18 protein-coding genes are annotated in these 17621 nt (G+C 42.7%); 7 read left to right on the forward strand and 11 right to left on the reverse strand.

Going from position 1 to position 17621, the window contains the following annotated elements:
- The first annotated feature begins 267 nt into the window (after nucleotides 1-267).
- Both ASG85_RS36810 and ASG85_RS36815 read left to right on the forward strand, forming a co-directional pair.
- Complete coding sequence (locus tag ASG85_RS36810) at nucleotides 268-1062, forward strand: helix-turn-helix domain-containing protein (protein WP_060645729.1); 795 nt, start codon at nucleotides 268-270, stop codon at nucleotides 1060-1062.
- A gap of 64 nt (nucleotides 1063-1126) precedes the next feature.
- Complete coding sequence (locus tag ASG85_RS36815) at nucleotides 1127-1498, forward strand: hypothetical protein (RefSeq protein ID WP_156396458.1); 372 nt, start codon at nucleotides 1127-1129, stop codon at nucleotides 1496-1498.
- Nucleotides 1499-1562: 64 nt separating this feature from the next.
- Here ASG85_RS36815 and ASG85_RS06855 read toward each other — a convergent pair whose 3' ends face one another.
- Nucleotides 1563-5840: a S8 family serine peptidase gene (locus ASG85_RS06855; RefSeq protein WP_060645731.1), complete on the reverse strand. Its 4278-nt coding sequence runs from the start codon at nucleotides 5838-5840 to the stop codon at nucleotides 1563-1565.
- A 347-nt stretch (nucleotides 5841-6187) separates the two neighbouring features.
- On the opposite strand from ASG85_RS06855, the gene ASG85_RS06860 reads away from it, so the two are divergent.
- The 3 genes from ASG85_RS06860 to ASG85_RS06870 all read left to right on the forward strand — a co-directional run bounded on the left by ASG85_RS06860 (nucleotide 6188) and on the right by ASG85_RS06870 (nucleotide 8115).
- Entirely contained in the window at nucleotides 6188-6757 is a 570-nt protein-coding gene (locus ASG85_RS06860) for an FAD-dependent oxidoreductase (RefSeq protein ID WP_057301882.1), read from the forward strand.
- A gap of 42 nt (nucleotides 6758-6799) precedes the next feature.
- On the forward strand, nucleotides 6800-7027 hold the full coding sequence (locus tag ASG85_RS06865) for a DUF896 domain-containing protein (RefSeq protein ID WP_060645732.1): 228 nt from the start codon (nucleotides 6800-6802) through the stop codon (nucleotides 7025-7027).
- Between the two features lie 89 nt (nucleotides 7028-7116).
- A complete protein-coding gene (locus tag ASG85_RS06870; RefSeq protein WP_060645733.1) occupies nucleotides 7117-8115 on the forward strand; it encodes a type I glyceraldehyde-3-phosphate dehydrogenase in 999 nt (332 codons plus the stop codon).
- Between the two features lie 98 nt (nucleotides 8116-8213).
- Here the strand turns inward: ASG85_RS06870 and ASG85_RS06875 are convergent, their stop codons facing one another.
- Nucleotides 8214-8690, reverse strand: a complete 477-nt coding sequence (locus tag ASG85_RS06875) for a GNAT family N-acetyltransferase (protein ID WP_060645734.1) — start codon at nucleotides 8688-8690, stop codon at nucleotides 8214-8216.
- A 220-nt stretch (nucleotides 8691-8910) separates the two neighbouring features.
- On the opposite strand from ASG85_RS06875, the gene ASG85_RS06880 reads away from it, so the two are divergent.
- The gene (locus tag ASG85_RS06880) at nucleotides 8911-9273 is read left to right on the forward strand and encodes a hypothetical protein (RefSeq protein WP_156396460.1); all 363 of its coding nucleotides are present in this window, start codon (nucleotides 8911-8913) and stop codon (nucleotides 9271-9273) included.
- Nucleotides 9274-9532: 259 nt separating this feature from the next.
- Here the strand turns inward: ASG85_RS06880 and ASG85_RS06885 are convergent, their stop codons facing one another.
- The 3 genes from ASG85_RS06885 to cysD form a co-directional block, all read right to left on the reverse strand.
- Nucleotides 9533-10336, reverse strand: coding sequence for a hypothetical protein (locus ASG85_RS06885; protein WP_060645736.1), 804 nt, complete (start codon nucleotides 10334-10336; stop codon nucleotides 9533-9535).
- 194 nt (nucleotides 10337-10530) lie between these two features.
- Complete coding sequence (locus tag ASG85_RS06890; protein WP_063860191.1) at nucleotides 10531-12270, reverse strand: GTP-binding protein; 1740 nt, start codon at nucleotides 12268-12270, stop codon at nucleotides 10531-10533.
- Nucleotide 12271: 1 nt separating this feature from the next.
- Nucleotides 12272-13183, reverse strand: a complete 912-nt coding sequence (gene cysD, locus ASG85_RS06895) for a sulfate adenylyltransferase subunit CysD (protein WP_082562046.1) — start codon at nucleotides 13181-13183, stop codon at nucleotides 12272-12274.
- A 447-nt stretch (nucleotides 13184-13630) separates the two neighbouring features.
- On the opposite strand from cysD, the gene ASG85_RS06905 reads away from it, so the two are divergent.
- Entirely contained in the window at nucleotides 13631-14791 is a 1161-nt protein-coding gene (locus ASG85_RS06905; RefSeq protein WP_060645738.1) for an acyl-CoA dehydrogenase family protein, read from the forward strand.
- A gap of 18 nt (nucleotides 14792-14809) precedes the next feature.
- On the opposite strand, the gene ASG85_RS06910 is transcribed toward ASG85_RS06905, so the two are convergent.
- The 6 genes from ASG85_RS06910 to ASG85_RS39005 form a co-directional block, all read right to left on the reverse strand.
- Complete coding sequence (locus tag ASG85_RS06910; RefSeq protein WP_060645739.1) at nucleotides 14810-15514, reverse strand: PIG-L family deacetylase; 705 nt, start codon at nucleotides 15512-15514, stop codon at nucleotides 14810-14812.
- Nucleotides 15511-15822, reverse strand: a complete 312-nt coding sequence (locus ASG85_RS06915; RefSeq protein ID WP_060645740.1) for a DUF1806 family protein — start codon at nucleotides 15820-15822, stop codon at nucleotides 15511-15513. The genes ASG85_RS06910 and ASG85_RS06915 overlap by 4 nt, the downstream gene beginning before the upstream one ends.
- 213 nt (nucleotides 15823-16035) lie before the next feature.
- The gene (locus tag ASG85_RS06920) at nucleotides 16036-16407 is read right to left on the reverse strand and encodes a hypothetical protein (protein ID WP_321166566.1); all 372 of its coding nucleotides are present in this window, start codon (nucleotides 16405-16407) and stop codon (nucleotides 16036-16038) included.
- Nucleotides 16408-16622: 215 nt separating this feature from the next.
- Nucleotides 16623-16901, reverse strand: coding sequence for a hypothetical protein (locus ASG85_RS06925; RefSeq protein WP_060645741.1), 279 nt, complete (start codon nucleotides 16899-16901; stop codon nucleotides 16623-16625).
- A complete protein-coding gene (locus tag ASG85_RS37665; protein ID WP_156396464.1) occupies nucleotides 16885-17034 on the reverse strand; it encodes a hypothetical protein in 150 nt (49 codons plus the stop codon). Before ASG85_RS37665 ends, ASG85_RS06925 begins: the two co-directional genes overlap by 17 nt.
- On the reverse strand, nucleotides 17031-17549 hold the full coding sequence (locus ASG85_RS39005) for a hypothetical protein (protein ID WP_235550078.1): 519 nt from the start codon (nucleotides 17547-17549) through the stop codon (nucleotides 17031-17033). The genes ASG85_RS37665 and ASG85_RS39005 overlap by 4 nt, the downstream gene beginning before the upstream one ends.
- Between the last annotated feature and the right edge of the window lie 72 nt (nucleotides 17550-17621).

Raw genomic sequence — 17621 nt, forward strand, 5'->3', positions numbered from 1 at the left:
ATGTCTAGTCAAATGGAAAAATCCATTAAAGAAATTATACTTTTAATGGATTTTTTATACAATGAAAATATTCAAAATATACGATAATTCGATATAAAATGACATAAAGGGAGAAGGATCTTTTTCATATGTTCGGATGTCCCTTGGTACATCTTACCTCCCAACCTTCCAAAGAGATGCCTCTTCTTCGTTTTTATTATACAATGGTTGATAATGAATGAATGAATGAATGAATGAAAACTCCATAGGCACTTAGGGGGATTTTGTATGTATGAAGGTAAAATCATCAAATTTTATCGAGAAAAAGCCCAATTAACACAAGAGCAATTGGGTCGAGGTATTTGTTCCGATACACATATTAGTAAAATAGAACGAGGCTCGACCGAATATGCGCCTGAGATCATTACTCTCCTATCTAAACGCCTAGATATTAATATAGAACAAGAGGCCATTCGCCTCAAAAATATCCGAACCCGCCTCCTTCATTGGCATGATGTAATTATTGAGCAGCTATTTGAGGATATGGATAAGTTGAACAACGAACTTGAACATGAACACCTGGTCCAACTCTCTGATTACAAAGCACTCTACTCCTTATTAAAAGCCAGATATTACCTCATGCATAGTCAACCGGTAAATGCTTTTAAGATTATTAAGCAAATCAATAAGGTTGCACATCAGCTCCCCCTTTATGAAACCAATTTATTCAAGCATGTATTAGGGATGTACTATATGACTAAACAGGATTACTTTAAGGCCATAGATACGTTAAATGCCATCGTCTATGAGGATTACAATAACCACGAGTATTACTATCATTTAGCAGTTGCCTATCACACCGTCCAATCACCGATAATGGCGTACTATTATGCAGAGAAATCCTTGGTTTTTTTCAAAAGTATTAATAGCTTTTTAAGAGTTATTGATGCTGAAATGCTCATGCTGATCCAGGTCAAAGATGATAAAAACCGAGATTTTAAGGAAACCATAAGACGCTTTGAGAAACTGCTTCTAAGCTGTGATATCTGTAATGCCTACTCGAAAGGCAAGAGTCCTGCATAATTTGGCCTTTGAATACCTAAGAAGGAAAGACTATGAGTCTGCCAGCAGGTATTATCAGCAATCCATGAGTCTTAAAGAAATAAAGTCAGCCCCTTACCTACTTTCTTTAGAGGGATATATTAGAAGCTGCCTGGATGGAGAATTATTTTCCCGAGATGAATTAATAAAAATGACTCAAGATGGATTAGCTATCGCTAAAGGAATCAAGGAATCCTTATATATACTCCTCTTTAACCTCATTCTATTTATGATCAAAAAACAAGATGCAGAGTATCATCATTATTTAAGTGATCAAGCATTACCTAAATTTAGAGAATACGGGTATACGTATCTGATCCAACGGTCCGAGAAAGAGTTATTCAATTACTATTCGAAGACAAATCAGCATGATAAAGCTATGGAAATAGCTCTTGTTTTGATCAATCATGAGAATTAGCTTTATGCAAAAAAGGAACTTTGCCACAGATTCAGTGGAAAAGCTCCTTTTTTTGTTTGTGCTGTTAATTCATTGGCTCAAGACCTAGTTCATGCAAGTAATAAGCCAATCCTTTTTTCCCGTCTTTCTCTTTCGGTTTACCCTTGGCATCCGGATCTATTCGTAGGAAGTTCTTTTCGATGAAACTAATATCCTTCTCATCCACGATTCCATCTTGATTCAGATCCTCTATCTTAGAGGATTTTCCGTAAGCGTTGGCCGCTTTCTTGAGATCTTCAATGTCGATCATCTTGTCACCATTCACATCTCCGGCGTAACTGAGCGGCTGATTAGGCGAAAGCCATGGATCTGTCCCTATAAGCTCTCCATCTTCCATTTTACTCAATTGTACCGTTAATTTACTTTTCAGATGCCCCGGAACCTCTACAATGATATCGTAAGCCTGTTCTGAAACAGGGAGATCGTAAATGTAGAAAACGCCGCTGTTATCGATGATTCCCGCATACGTTTTTCCATCCGCTGCCTTCGCATATGCTTTGGATCCGATCTTAGATAAATCCTTATTCCAATCCAAATAGCTATTTTCATCCATAAATGCTTCGGCCCACGTAACTGATGCGATAGTCGAATGTTTCGGAATAATATCAAATCCATTGATTTGGTTAAAAACAGGCGCTTTCGTTTGTAGCGTTTCCCCATCTTTCATGTAGAAAAACTCTTCGATATTTTGTTCGATATTCATCGTATCTTTTTCCAAATACCACTTATCATCAGTCAATCTAAAAGTAACATCAAGGAAGGCACTGTCTCCATCAAACCCGTGAAAATTGTTTCCTGTTATTGAGGCCCCAACTTTCACCATCTTTTTGGATTCGGTGTACACATCGTGATCACTTACGACCGCGTCATCCACTTTCACCTTAAGGCCTTTTTGGGCAGCCATCGCTTTAAAAGCAGGGTTTACCTTAACATCTACAAACTCAAAATGCTTATAATAATCCACCGTATAAGTGCCAGAGATAAGCTTCTCGACGTTGTTTAAGTTTAAGGTCATAGTAATCTCGTCACCCAAATATACTTTTTTCTTATTATATTGTGGTACGACATAAGCTGAGCCTGCTTTGATAAACCCATAGTGGTGAAAATCTCTAACAAGGCGTGCGTTTGTAGCCATGTCAACTGGGAACAAGTTTAACGTTAAAGGGTGATCCTTAATATCATCCGGCGTTACGCCGAACTTCACGTCTCCGCTGGGCTGAATAGGGAATTCACCGTCAGGATAGACGTTTTGATTTTCATAATAATAGAGATGATTAGCAGATTGCGTGATGTTCGACGATGATAGAGAATCAAGGGCTGCGTCATGTACGTTGGCATGTACCCACAGAGCACTCTGATCTTTACCGTTTATTTTTTCAACTGTATACATATCATCGCTAACCTCGTAGACACCTGGCGCTTTGTCTAGGAAATTGAGTTCAGGCAGCGTATTATCCACAACAAATGCTTGTTCTTTGGTATAAGTAAGACCATTCGCATCCGTTGCGATCATCCTAACCATATACGCGCCTTCCGGCAAATCTACTGGAGTTGGACTAACACTCGGATGAGAAGGATCTCCAGTAAAGGGAAACACCCACCCGCCAACGGGATAGATATAAATTTCTTGGTCTAACGGGGCATTTACTGCATTAACAGAATGTCCATTAGCACTCCCCATTACATATCCATCCTTATCCGTTATGAGCACATCGATCTTTTGTATAGGGCTATTCAATTTGAAAAACAATATTTTAGCTGGGTCTTCTAGAAAAGGGTGGCTCACTTCAGGCGGTTTCGTAATAATTGCCTGGTTACTCAATTGCATATATTCGATTCCTGGTTCAACCACGCGAACAGCAAAAGGAATCCGATATTTCGCTTCGGCTTGCGTTGAATCCGCATTTTCAATGTGAATATAACCTTCATATCTGCCTAATGCCGCATTGGTTGGAACCTGAATGCCCGCTATCAGATCGGTCATCTGATAAGTGGCTACACTGACGGTGCTTGGTACATTCACTGTAACACCATTTACCACAGCATTTGGCAAACCTGGCTTCGCCGGCAAATATTCAACCGTGATATGATATTGTTTATCATTAACGCTTCTATTTTGGATAACTAAGTTACGGCTCTCCTCAACTGCTGTGTTCTTACTTTTAGCGTGGTTTCCAAAAAATAGAGACCCTGTTAGATCTTCAATTTCAGATAATACGCCATCTTTTTCGTTAATAGTCTTAGCTTTCACTTTAATTGAAGTAGTAGCAAAAACCGCTTCGGTAACATCAACTTCACCTGCACCCACTTCATAAACCGAGTAATTTCCATTAAGGGCATCTGCTGTATTCATCAATGCAGCTTTCACATCAAAAGGCGTATAAGTATTATTTTGCTGCAAAACAAGTGCGGCTATACCTGCCATATGCGGAGTGGCCATGGAGGTTCCAGAAATGCGGGCATAGGCGGATGAATAATCTATCCCATCTTCGGGACTATTGATATACTCCGGATAGCTGGAGTAAACGGCTACACCCGGTCCGATAACGTCCGGCTTAATGTCATAATTCGTATTAACCGGTCCTCTTCCGCTGAAATCTGCCAAGTGGTTGCCTTCAGTCACAATCGAGTTTACGGCTCCAAAGGTTATCGTAGGCTGATCAAGCGATAATAAGAATTCCCCATCTGCTTTAGTCAACCGGAATGACGGGATAAATTTGGGACCTTGCCCCGTATAGTGCGGGATTTCTCCAACCACATTGTTGTACATTAGAACTGCCTTTGCTCCGGCTGCTCTAGCATTTACGACCTTCTCGTCCAAGGCATTCTCTCCCCGCGCAATCAGGGCAACTTTACCTGTAAAGTCCTTACCTTCAAAGTCAGCACTCATACCCAGTCCCGCATATACGATTGGGAATGTCTTTCCTGTTAAATCTCCTAGGTTATCGTTGAAATTTTTGGCTAATAGCTTCATATCAGGAAGCTGCGTAACCACACTAGAGTAGACGCTCGCCGAAACCGTAGGAATGGCCATGGAGAAATCGCTTGCTCCTACCGTAATACCAAATGCTGTCGTGCCCGGAACGGTAACTGTTCTTTCATTTGGCCCTGAATTCCCTGCAGCTACAAGACATACCACTCCTGAGAGTGTCGCGTTGTTAATAGCGATTGCTTCTGGGGCAAGTGGGTCATTATACGTAGCTCCCAAGGATAAATTAATGACTTGCATTCCGTCTTGCACGGATTTATCGATTGCAGCGATAATTCCGCTTTCAGGTCCGGTTCCATAAGGTCCTAACACTCTATACATATAGAGATCAACATCAGGTGCTACCCCTAGAACGGGGGAAGCAACGTTGTTGGTGCCTTGACCTGCGATCGTTCCCGATACATGAGTGCCGTGCGAAGTAAAGTAAGTAGCTCCACTCGGCTTTCCAACAGCTACCCAGTCATTGTACGTTGTTTCCATAGGATCGGCATCGTTATCGATGAAGTCCCAACCCTTTACCGTTATCGGATCGATAGACTTTGGATCCACGTTCGGTTGGGCCGTATACCCTTTATAAACAGCCTTTAAATCGGGATGATTATAGTCGATTCCCGTATCGAGAACGCCAACCTTAACCCCTTTTCCTTTAATTCCTTTGCTATGCAGAACGTCAATTCCTTCAAGCGGGATATGATTATCATCCGTTATCTGTTGGAGTTGCGGTCCATTAGGAACCGAGGCAATTTCCATTTCTTTTGGATCAAGCCTTACGATATTATCTTTCCAAATTCGGTTAACCACGCCAGATTTCAATAGAGTTTCAACATCCGTACCTGGCAAAGTCATCGCAACACCATTGAATGCATGGTGATACTCTCTTGTAATTTTCAACGCTTCTTCTCCAATCATGAATGGCGTTATTCCAGGTTTAGATTTAGTACTTGGTTTCATCTTTTGTAAAAACTGTTTAAAGACATCGTGATTATCTTCCGCATCTTTCTGCGCAACAGCAGGTGAGATGCTCACTCCCCCTACCGCCTGTTTAATAACTTCTACCTTAGCAGGAGCTTGCTTAAATTCAATAATAACATGGGTTAATGCCGAACTTTTGAGGTTAATCTCCGGAGAAATCACCGGTCGTCCTACTTTCATTTCCGTTAGAGCTTTTCTCTGATCAGCCGAGAGATTCTTTAACAGATTCTCTACATTCTTCGAAGGCACCTCAGCAAATACCTGAAAGGGAAATAATGAAGAAACTAGTAATAAACCGGCTAAAGCTTTCGTAGCAATTTTGTTCAATCTACCTTTTCCCATGTCCTCACTCCCGGTGTTTGATCTATAGAATCTGAGTTTAAGAACTCTATTAACTACCAGTCTACATGCACTTTAAAAGGAGGTAAATGGGGGGAATTTTTGGGCTTTTTGAGATGGTTGGTGCCTGAAATGCTAGTCTTTTAATCGAAATGGGACCATGAAATTCCACCTTGGAACAACGGTTTCCTAGATGTTACTAGATGTTACTACTTGTCCATACATGGCAAATCGAAAAAATAAATACATCTTGACTTTTCACTTCATGAAGCATATTATTATCTCATAACTAAGAATCTTAATTTAAAGATATTATATATTGCATTTACACATTCGAAGGAGTTGTTGATATGTACGATATCGCAGTGATTGGTGCAGGTCCAGCCGGAGCAAGTGCAGCATTGTTTGCAGCAAAAGCAGGAAAGAATACTTTACTCATCCATAATGATAAAAGCATGACAAAAAGAGCGTGGCTTGAGAATTATTATGGTATTGAAGCAATTTCCGGCCCTGATCTTATTGATATTGGGATGAAACAGGCAGTTAAATTTGGCGCTGCATTACAGGAAGAGAAGGTTCAAAATATCGTTAAACTAGATGAAGGTTTTCGCATTGAAACCAATATCGGACAATATGAAGCTAAATATATCATTATTGCAACAGGAGCTTTAACAGAGCTTGCGGAACATTTGGGCTTGAAAACCAAACCAGCAACCGAACCGCGAATTAAGACGGTCATTGATGTTGATACAAATGGCCAAACAAGTTTGGATGGTATTTGGGCGGCAGGTACAGCAGCTGGCGTTAGCGTCCATGCCATCATCACCGCTGGTGACGGAGCTAGAGTGGCGATAAATGTCATTAGCCAAATAAATGGGGAAAGATACGTTGATCATGATATTTTAAAAACTTCTGAATAAAAATTGACCAACTTTACACAAACATAAAAGGAGTGGTTCACTATGCTTACCATTTTAAATAAAATTAATGCACTTTCAAGAAAAGAGAAAGAAATCGGATTAACTGAGATTGAAAAAACAGAACAAGCCAATCTGCGTAAAGAATATCTTCAAATATTTCGTGGTTCAATAGACAGCTTGCTCTTGAATTCTACAATTATTGACCCGAACGGAGATAATGTTACCCCCGAAAGATTAAAAGAAGAACAGGCCAAAATAGCTGCAAAATAATTGCTTCCTGAGTGATAGGAACCAAAATGTGCTAAAATTGAGGCGTACTCGTAAGGAATTCATATTTATCATTCAATGGAGGTTATACCATGGGCAAAATAGGAATATTTGGATTTGGGCGTATTGGCAGACAATTATTAAGAGTAGCTTTACAGGATCAACTATTTGTTCCCGCGTCCATCTCTGATATTAAAGACGCAGCAACACTTGCCGCTCTGTTCGAAGTTGATACCAACTATAAGCGCTGGCACGAAGCCGTATCGGCACAAGAAGGTAGTATGGTAATCGGTGGACGCGAAATTCAGTTTATCGATTCATCGAAGGAAGTCCCTAATTGGAAAGAATTAGATGTAGATCTGGTAATTGACTGTACTGGCCGAGCTGTCACACGTGCTGTTGCTCAGGTCCATTTGGATCGCGGGGCAAATAGAGTATTAGTTAGTGGGCCTAGCAAGAGCCTTGAAGATTGTGATGCTGTATTGCTGAAAGGGATAAATTTGGATAGTTTTGATCCAGATAAGCATAAAATTATTAGTATGGCGAGTTGTACGACCAACGCATTGGCTCCAGTGGTCAAAATAGTCAAAGAAAACTTCGGGATTAAGTATGGTCTCTTCTCCACCGTCCATTCTTACACGAACACCCAGTCGCTAACGGATCAGCCTATGAAGGATCGCCGGGATTCGTGGGCTGCAGCTGAGAATATCATTCCTTCTTCATCAGGAGCTGCAAGAGCCCTTAAATTTATCTGGAACGATTTGCAAATTACCGGAAAGGCCTACCGGATTCCAACGCGCACCGGAAGTATTGCTGAATTAAACCTTGTAACGGAAAAGCCATGCACGGTTCAGCAGGTAAATGATATTTTCCGCAGTGCTGCTAAAGATGGTCAACTAAAGGGAGTTCTTGATGTTCTGGAAGGTGAATGGGCATCATCTCGTATCGTAGGCGACCCCCACTCCTCCATTATTGACCTTCCATTAACCCAACTGCAGGGTGAAATCCTATCCGTTGCAACTTGGTACGATAATGAATGGGGTTACGCTTCGCGATTAGCAGAAGTTGCGGCTTTTCTAGTCAATAAGTAAAATCGCTACCGTTAAATAAGTAGGATCACCTCCGTTTATAGAGAGGTGATCCTTTATTACCTCAATGATTCCCCTCTTCAATCCTTGAACAAAAGCAATTAATTATACGACATCCATACTGTATGACCCACAACCTCAAAGCCCTGCTTATACCAAAAATTACGTGATTTTTCTAATGAATAAACATACATTTTCTTATTAGGGTATTTCAGTTTAAGCCAATCCATGAAGAAAGCTGCATAGCCCCTCCGTTCAAACTCTTTCAGTACATCCAATGCTTCTATAAATACATAATCTGTTTTGTTCTTGATATCAATATAGAAGTCTTGTTCTAAGTATTTTTCATCATCGTTAAAATAATCTTTCTCCGCTTTCTGAATTAGCTGTTTCGCACTCGTGTATTCCCAAACCACGGCATACCCCACCATCGTATTTTCAACTTCAATGAGATATACATCATTAGGCAATTCCGAGCTTTCCTTCTTACTCAATTCCCCTGCATGATAGCTGTATTGCAATTCACTTAATATCGTTTGGAACTCTTGGTCGAATGGTCTTTTCGTAATCGTAGGCATTATAAATCTCCTTTTCACAATGTTGCTAACGGAAGTATAACATACTTCTACATCACATCCCCTATGTTGGTTAATAGTGTTAACTATAGCTAATCATGTATATGTTCGAGTGAACGCAAGAAAACCTAGAAGCAACAGCTTTTAGGTTTTTGTTTTAATATTTATTTATATGCACCTCGTATGCGGGTCAATGAACAAGTTAGTAGGCTGCTTATAGTGGGTGGTCGGTGACCGCATTAGTGTGATTGTGAAGGCATATGATGCGGTTGGTGTTGATGATGATGATGGGTTTGCCCGGTATGGTGGTGATGTTGTGTATGATGAGGATGCTGAGTATGGTGTTGAAGATGATGCATGGGATGATGATGCATGTAATGATGATGTGGGTAGTAGGCAACGTGGTGATGCATCGGATGGTAAGCAAGATGATGCATGGGATGATAGGCAAGATGGTGATGTGGGTGATAGGCGGAATGATGATGCGGATGGTAAGTATGGTGAGGCTGTGAATAGTGAGCATGTTCGTGATGTGGATGCATTGGATAATGCGCTCCCGGTGCTGCTGAAGGCTGCTGATAGATAGGGAGGTTATCTCCCGTCAATGTCGGAGCTTGTTGAACTGGATGGTAGGTCTCCGTCAATATCGGAGCTTGTGGAGCAGGATGGTAGGTCTCCATCCTTGTTGCACCTTGATACATAGGGAGGTTATCCTCGGTTGATAAATTGAGATTTGTCATTTTCTTTCCCCTTTCTGAAGTAGGCATACGTCATCATATGCAAGGTTTCGCAAATAGGGCATTGTCTATATAAATTGGGCTCATTTACCATATTTCGTTAAAAATCTAGCTTTTTCGAATATAAATCCAACCTCCTACTTTCGCAATAATGGGTCTCTCCCGTAAACGATGCTGAAATTCTGCGAAGTAGGAGAAATCCGGATGAACATACCGATCTGCCAGAAATGCTGACTTTGTACTGCCAATCATTCTGTTTTCATTCAGGACTTTAATGACTTGTTCCCCAGAAGTAATTCCGAGGCCATGTCCATGTCCATAAAAAATGTCATTTTCCAGCAGGACGACGTTTTCTCCTTTCCACCAGGGTACCGAAGGTACAAAGTCGGGGTTCTCAAAATAGAGCACATCACCAATCACAGCTTCCTCATTAGATGTCCGGTCGATTAGGTGCAATTTGCTGTTGGAATGCCAATCAAATAATAAAAGGTCCGCAAACAATATATCGAATTGTCTAGGATCTATGGATTCTAATAGGGCTTTGTACAAGACGACGACGACAGCCATTGAGCATTCGAATGCGTAGGAGCTCCCATTTGTAAATATATCCCGTATCGCATCTTGTGGAACACAACCGCTATTCAGCTGGAACCTCCCTTGATTAGTTAAGTGCCAATACATCGGGTTACATAGCGTTTTTTTGAAATCTGCAAAATAGACACCAGCTTTACTCAGCTCTTTCGCGGACTCCATAATCTGCGTTCGCATGTACAGTTCAAACAACAGGGTATATACGGAATCATACCGATACTCAATAGGGCTGTTCTGCTTCTTTTGGTAAATGGTTAGTTCTAACTCAGACAGCATACCTTCTTCAAAGGCTATTTTGCTGGTACCTTCGATTAAAATCATGGACTTCTCCCCATTATGAAAGATCTATAAGCGTGATTCACCTATTTTTATATGTGGAATTTCGAAGTTATGTGAATAACAGTACCAAAGGTGCCCCATGCCGCGGACACAAAAAAAAGTCCCTACATCACTATTCACGGTGATGTAGGGATACTATTTTCCAAAGACTTTCGTCGCGTCGATTCGTTTAAGCATTAGAAATTAAGGAATTGTCCACGACTACTCTCATTGATTAAATATTTAATAATTCGTTTCACTACATAATTTGCAGCTTCTTGGATCGAATACTTGCTTATATCGATTTCGATTACCGAGTTCTCAGGTGTATCATGAGTGCTCGAGCTGCCTGAAAGCGGTCCGTTTACATAAACTTCAATATATTCTTGCCCAATAATGTCTCGCGCTGTTTCTCGGTCGTTAACGTTCGGGGAATCATTCGATACCAATGCAATAAGTCCAGCATCGTTCATCAATTTAGCAACTTCTGCTAATCGCTGCAACGATTCTCCGTGGCCATTCTTGAGTAACATAGTATGGTGGCCTGTCGATACCAAACGTTTTTCGACTTCTTTCGCAAGGACCAATTGATCTGAAAGCGAACCAGTGAACCAAAGGGTCAACGGATTCTGACCTTTTTGCTGAGCACGAACATCTCTGGTGATTTCCGTATCTAGCTGTACAGAATTGTCGGAGCCTTGACGGATTTGCTCAATCACTCCGCAAGCAGATGTCATATTCGTGACACGATCGATCAGAATAAATCCGCCAATGCTTTTATTTTGTTCAAAAGAATCAATTACGATATTGTCAGATAAGGAAAACTCACATGTTGCCAATTCATTTTTGACGATATGATCCGTTGGAACTGTTTTTCCAGTATTAATTTCGATTTTATGCGTAATGGCCGTTACGGTACCTGGCAGAACCTTCGTTCCTACTTTGACCAGATAGTTTTTGCCTGGTGTCAGCACAGAATCATCCATCCAAAGAATCGTAGCTGAGAAGCTATTCGCCTCTTGGATTTGACTATCCTTTGTGAATACACAGCCCCGCGAAACGTCGACTTCCCGATCCAATTGAATGGTTACGGGCTGTCCAGCATAGGCATAATCGCGATCTTGGTCTCCCACGAGAATCCGTTTGACTTTCGCCTTCTCATGACTAGGCAACGTTGTCAGCTCATCGCCAACCGCGATACGCCCAGCCTCAATTTGGCCTTGGAAACCACGGAATGTATGATCCGGACGGCATACACGCTGAATCGGCATCATAAATGGTTTCGTGCTGTCGCTCTGATGAACGTCCACATTTTCCAAATATGGCAGCAAGGCAAGGCCTTCGTACCAAGGGGTATTTGGCGATTTCTTCGTAATGTTATCCCCTTCTGTGGCAGAAACAGGGATCACCTGAATGCTTTCAAAGTGAAACTCAGCAGTCAATTGCAAGAATTCTTGTTTGATCGCATTAAATATCTTAGAATCAAAACCCACTAAATCCATTTTGTTCACGGCTAAAACAAGATGTTTAATGCCCATAAGTGCACAAATGCGAGTGTGGCGCTTCGTTTGGGTAATAACCCCTTTCTTTGCGTCCACAAGAATGATAGCCAGATCCGCAAAAGATGCGCCTACGGCCATGTTACGGGTATATTCTTCGTGTCCAGGAGTGTCCGCTACGATGAACGAACGGTGGTCCGTCGTAAAATACCGATAAGCCACATCAATCGTAATCCCTTGTTCACGCTCCGCCAGTAACCCATCTAGAAGCAAGGAATAGTCAATTTTGCCGCCGCGGCTGCCAAGTCTGCTATCCAGCTCTAACGCTCTTTCCTGGTCGGCGAATAAAAGCTTGGCCTCATAAAGCATATGTCCAATTAAGGTGGATTTTCCGTCGTCTACACTTCCGCAAGTAATAAATTTAAGCAGACTTTTCATTTTAGAAATAACCCTCCCGTTTACGTCTTTCCATGCTTCCCGCCGCTTCTTGGTCAATTACCCGCGTTGTCCGTTCGGATGAGACCGCACCAAGCGTTTCTTCAATAATGGCATCTATCGTATCCGCCTCCGACTCAGCTCCCCCTGTAAGCGGATAGCATCCTAATGTACGGAAACGCATCTTCTTCATTTCAATTTTCTCATGAGGCTCGAGCTTCAAGCGATCATCGTCCACCATGATGAGATGTCCATCGCGTTCGAGTACAGGTCTTTCTTTGGCAAAATAGAGAGGCACAATATCAATGTTTTCTCTGCGAATGTATTGCCAGATATCTTTTTCCGTCCAGTTGGATATTGGGAAAACGCGGATACTTTCGCCCTTATTGATTCTTGTGTTGAAAAGTTTCCACATTTCCGGCCGTTGGTTTTTCGGATCCCAGGCATGATTCTTATTCCGGAAAGAGAAAATCCGCTCCTTCGCACGCGACTTCTCCTCGTCACGTCTTCCGCCGCCGAACGCAGCCGTAAATCCGTATTTGTCCAATCCTTCTTTCAGAGCTTGGGTTTTCATAATATCCGTATACGCGGAACCATGATCGAACGGGTTGATCCCTTGATCAATCCCTTCCTGATTAGAGTGAACAATCATGTTAATTCCGAATTCTTTGGCTTTACGATCACGGAATTCAATCATTTCTTTGAACTTCCACGTTGTATCAATATGCATAAAAGAAAATGGCGGCTTCTCCGGATAAAAAGCTTTCAGCGCCAGATGCAGCATCACGGAACTATCCTTACCGATTGAATACAGCATCACGGGATTTTCACATTCCGCCGCTACTTCTCGAATAATATAAATCGCTTCAGCCTCAAGTTGATCCAGATGCGTCATTTCATCTATAGAATCAAGCATCATTTTTTCCATGGAAAAGGTGCCTCCTTTTAATTCTTACTAAAACTATCGTCTTTCTTTATATCCTATCAGATTCTGGCTTTCATGCAAAGTGGAAGAAAGTGAAAAACTTAAGATTTCTGTCATTTCGGTCGAATTCTGTCGGACTTTTTCCGAGACTGTGACTTTTTTGTCGCAATAATCGCTGTGTAACACTTTGTCTCGCCTGAACAGTGGGTTCTTCACGTTTGAAAAAGGGATTGGGTCGATAAGGATTACTTTGAAGAGCTCGTAATGTAACAAAAGCATGGAGTCGAACCCCTGTTCATTTTTCCATACGAACCTTAAACATTCTACTCGAAATAAATTAAAGTTTCTTCACAATAAAACCCCCTCTGTTTGATAGAGACTGTTATAACTCGCTATACGACAGCTGATATAATAAGTAAGAAAAGGAGTGTGTTATTGATGAATCGAGTCATTGATCAATATATTCGCAACGAGGAAGAGCGGGCTTGGGCCAGAAAAGCAGAGGAGCTGGCTGCCCATTTTGCAGAGAGGGCCACGCGGCACGACCAAGAGGGATCATTTCCATTTGAGAATTTCGCAGACCTGCGCGAGGCCGGGTACTTAAAGATAACCGTCCCTCAAGAATTCGGCGGGAATGAACTCTCGCTTTATGCCCTCGTCTTGCTGCAGGAGAGGCTAGCTTACGGAGACGGATCGACCGCATTGGCCGTTGGCTGGCATGTCGGTCAGATCCTTCATCTCGGGACAACCCGGAAATGGCCGGAAGCTATATTTGCCGATTTGTGCCGTTCCGTCGTGAGCGACGGGACGATGATCAACACCTTTGCTAGCGAAGCAGCATCCGGCAGTCCCAGCCGGGGCGGAAAGCCCGAAACGACAGCGGTCCCTACGGACGGCGGATGGCGGATTACGGGACGCAAAACGTTTAGTACGCTTTCACCGATCCTCGATCGTTTTGTGGTATCGGCGTATATCCCGGATGAAGACTGTACCGCCGACTTCCTGATTCACTGGACGGACCGGGTGACCTTGGTGGAAACCTGGGATACACTCGGGATGCGCGCGACCGGAAGCCACGATGTGGTGCTGGATGGCGTTTTTGTGGACAAAGACATGAGGCTCTCCGGTAATGGCATGGATGACGGGGGCGGCTGGCTTCTGCATATTCCGGCCTGTTACATGGGCATTGCCTTGGCGGCCCGTGATTACGCCCTTGAATTTGCCCGCTCCTATCGACCCAACCATATGAACGAACCGATCGCCGCACTCCCTTCCGTCCAGCAGTCGATCGGAGAGATGGAAATCGAATTACGAACCGCACGCTCGCTCCTTTACGCGGCGGCGGATCGCTGGGATCGGGAGAAGGAAGACCGAACCGCGTTGAAACCAGAGCTCGGCTTGGCCAAGTATGTTGCCACCAACAACGCCATCAAAATCGTGGACTTGGCGATGAGAATTGTCGGTGCCGCGAGTTTATCCCGTAATCGGCCTTTGGAACGGTATTACCGGGATGTTCGTGCAGGCCTGCATAATCCGCCAATGGATAGTACAGTGCTTCATACCCTGGCTAAAACCGCTTTAGCCGAGACACCTTTGTAATCCGAGGGAAACGAAACGCTAAAACAAATCATCGAGAACCCGCGCCGGAGCCTCCCTATCCGCCTTCAAAAAGTATTCATATCTGCCGAATCTCGTCAGCGCCTCTTGGTCGGGCAGCCATACCCATTCGTCGATTTCGGTCTGGCAGCGGTGGGCCCGAAACGCGGCGAGCTTCGCTTCCAGATGAACATGTACGTCGACTTTGATGACATCCTTACGGGAATACCCGTACCGCTCCGGACGCTCCATCGCGTCTCCGAACGAAATGAAATATAAAGCGCCCTTATGCCCTATTCGCCCAAAAGCGGCTGTCGTCGCTTTTCCAATTGCGCAATGATCTGGATGTCCACCCAGCGTTTCGTGAAACGTAAGCACGACATCGGGATCCACTTCGTTAATGAGAGCCGCAATCCGTGCAGTAAGGCTATCCTCATCGGCAAACTCAACAGTTTTATCGCGGATATCCAAAAATAGGAGCTGCCGGATGCCCAGGCTTTCGCAGGCTTGCCGCAGTTCCATTTCGCGCGCAGCCGCCATAGATTCCCGGTTGAGATAGGGTGGATTACCCATGCGTCGTCCCATTTCACCCCGCGTGGCGCTCACCAGCGTAATGTCCACCCCCTCACTGGCATATTTGGCAAGAGTACCTCCACAAATAAACGACTCGTCATCAGGATGGGCAAACACCGCGAGCAGCTTTTTGGCTTTATCGATATTGTTCATTCTGGAAACGGCTCCTTTCCCAAGTGCAGAGCAACATTCATCCGACCTCTATCATCATAGCCAGCCAGCAAAAGACGACCCTTCCCATCTACCTCATAATGCGTGAGCGCCTCCATTCGCAGCCAGCCATGCCCATCGAATCGTAGAGCGGCACGAAAAGGGCCTTCCCCCGCTATAAAGACATGGGTAACCTTAACCTTGAAATTGCGAACGAAGACAAATGAAGTCGCTTCGCTGTGGATATAAGCGTCAGTCCCGACGAAGGCCTGAAGCTCGGCTTCTACTTTCGACCTGATTATTTTGATCATCGTCCTTGGCTCTCTTTTCTGAATGGATTTAAATTGCTACATAATCGTAATCACAAAATAGCATCTTTTAGCCCATTATTCAAACGAAACAACCCTATCCTAAAGACAGGGTCTAATCAAATTCAAAACTCATTTTTTTGAAGTCAACTTTCATACCAACTAAAGTCATAAAATCTATACCTAATATTCCATCAAAGCCATATGGATCCCTTGTCATACCCATTTTCGTATTCCTGTGAAATATTCCTCAATAACTTCAATTTCTTCTTTACTGGTATGAAAAACATAAAATTCACGCTCAGGAATTTCCTTATGGTGAAGCTTATAACCTTCCCAAGCATTCATTGGATTATCATATTCTTCTACAACTGTCATTTCTTCAATCGTGCGCAAGCGATTTTTTGATACGGCTTTAGTTGCTTCAACTAAAACAAATCGACTGGGGTAATGACTACAAATTTCAGACCATTTCAAATCACATATCTCCTTATGCTCCCGATCCAACGTCACCTTCACCTTACCAACACGCCGCTTCTCCCGCCAATCTCTAAGCTCATGAGACCTTTTACTTCCAGCAATTCGCAAAATAAAAAACCTCCACCGCATGATTGGGGAAGGTTGCTAGTTGAAATTTTGCCATTTACTTCTTCCAAATTACCAAAACGTATTCGTTTGGCGGTAAGGGTTGGCATAAAAGAGAGTCGTTTAAAAGACTCCAGATAAATTCTTTCCTTAAATCCAGGTGGATAAGCCAGTATATACCAGCTAGTTCATTAAGAGCTGTTTGTGACCAATTTACATTATAAACTTTCTCCACGCTCAAGTTCCTTTACCTTTTCACGTAGATAGTCGAGCCCTGCTTGCTGACCATAAACTCGTCCAGAGTTTCGATCTTCGCGGCTTTTTTGAACCCGACGCATTAAATCCACATATTCAGATAGTGCCTCGATATCCAATTTCTGTGCATCTTCAAGTTCTCGCTTCATATTCAAGTAGCAATTAAAGTCTAGTACTTCAATCGCATCTTGTTCAGGAATATACTCGATTAAACGTTTCAACTCTTCACGATTCACTCTCATCGATAACCCCACCTTTGGGATTGCTGTTATGTACAATAAAATCGTACGTTTCTTCCGGTGTAAAATGCTGGCTGCGAAAAGAACGCAGTTTCTCGACAATAGGTTCAGGCCAAATTACCTGATTGGAATTCATTTACTAAAATGCTTTGGAGATAAGGATTTTAGTAATTCAGAAGTGGACTTTGTTCGCCCTACTTTATAAGCTTCCATACTCTCATTCATCATTTGTTTTAGGTAAGGATTTAATTCAACATCCGTGGCAATGGAATTAGGATCTTCCTCTTGAAGAACAATTGTGAATTTCCCTTTTCCAGGAATAAAGACCTGGCGCACAGAATTCTCTATGTTCATGTTTGATAACTGTTCCATTAAGTCTTCTTTAGTTCGTACTTCATCTGAAACCTCTCGCTCCACTTCCCGTTGTCCTTCACTTTGAACTATTCGGTTTTTCCGAATAGTTGCTTCTTCATGCAATTCACCCTCTTGGTAGATGTTCTTAATTTGCTCATTTATTGTGTTAACACCTTTTTGATACAATTCCGCAATGGCTTTCTGGGTCATCCATACGGTGCCGTTCTCGAGCTTGACATCTATTTTGGTGTTTCCATCTTCTGTCTGATAATTTAAAATGTCAGTCTTATTATCCATTTCCAAACAACTCCTATTCCCATATGGCATCGTATGTTCCCATTTTACCATATATAGAATGCGTGTTGTTAT

The sequence above is a fragment of the Paenibacillus sp. Soil724D2 genome (assembly GCF_001427935.1).
In the GTDB taxonomy this organism is placed as follows: Bacteria; Bacillota; Bacilli; order Paenibacillales; family NBRC-103111; genus Paenibacillus_E.

Excerpts from the sequence above, each read along its gene's own strand:
- ASG85_RS36810 (WP_060645729.1), top strand. The coding sequence starts at position 268 with ATGTATGAAGGTAAAATCATCAAATTTTATCGAGAAAAAGCCCAATTA.
- ASG85_RS36815 (WP_156396458.1), top strand. The coding sequence starts at position 1,127 with ATGAGTCTTAAAGAAATAAAGTCAGCCCCTTACCTACTTTCTTTAGAG.
- ASG85_RS06855 (WP_060645731.1), bottom strand. The coding sequence starts at position 5,840 with ATGGGAAAAGGTAGATTGAACAAAATTGCTACGAAAGCTTTAGCCGGT.
- ASG85_RS06860 (WP_057301882.1), top strand. The coding sequence starts at position 6,188 with ATGTACGATATCGCAGTGATTGGTGCAGGTCCAGCCGGAGCAAGTGCA.
- ASG85_RS06865 (WP_060645732.1), top strand. The coding sequence starts at position 6,800 with ATGCTTACCATTTTAAATAAAATTAATGCACTTTCAAGAAAAGAGAAA.
- ASG85_RS06870 (WP_060645733.1), top strand. The coding sequence starts at position 7,117 with ATGGGCAAAATAGGAATATTTGGATTTGGGCGTATTGGCAGACAATTA.
- ASG85_RS06875 (WP_060645734.1), bottom strand. The coding sequence starts at position 8,690 with ATGCCTACGATTACGAAAAGACCATTCGACCAAGAGTTCCAAACGATA.
- ASG85_RS06885 (WP_060645736.1), bottom strand. The coding sequence starts at position 10,336 with ATGATTTTAATCGAAGGTACCAGCAAAATAGCCTTTGAAGAAGGTATG.
- ASG85_RS06890 (WP_063860191.1), bottom strand. The coding sequence starts at position 12,270 with ATGAAAAGTCTGCTTAAATTTATTACTTGCGGAAGTGTAGACGACGGA.
- cysD (WP_082562046.1), bottom strand. The coding sequence starts at position 13,183 with ATGCTTGATTCTATAGATGAAATGACGCATCTGGATCAACTTGAGGCT.
- ASG85_RS06905 (WP_060645738.1), top strand. The coding sequence starts at position 13,631 with ATGAATCGAGTCATTGATCAATATATTCGCAACGAGGAAGAGCGGGCT.
- ASG85_RS06910 (WP_060645739.1), bottom strand. The coding sequence starts at position 15,514 with ATGAACAATATCGATAAAGCCAAAAAGCTGCTCGCGGTGTTTGCCCAT.
- ASG85_RS06915 (WP_060645740.1), bottom strand. The coding sequence starts at position 15,822 with ATGATCAAAATAATCAGGTCGAAAGTAGAAGCCGAGCTTCAGGCCTTC.
- ASG85_RS06925 (WP_060645741.1), bottom strand. The coding sequence starts at position 16,901 with ATGAGAGTGAATCGTGAAGAGTTGAAACGTTTAATCGAGTATATTCCT.
- ASG85_RS37665 (WP_156396464.1), bottom strand. The coding sequence starts at position 17,034 with ATGAATTCCAATCAGGTAATTTGGCCTGAACCTATTGTCGAGAAACTG.
- ASG85_RS39005 (WP_235550078.1), bottom strand. The coding sequence starts at position 17,549 with ATGGATAATAAGACTGACATTTTAAATTATCAGACAGAAGATGGAAAC.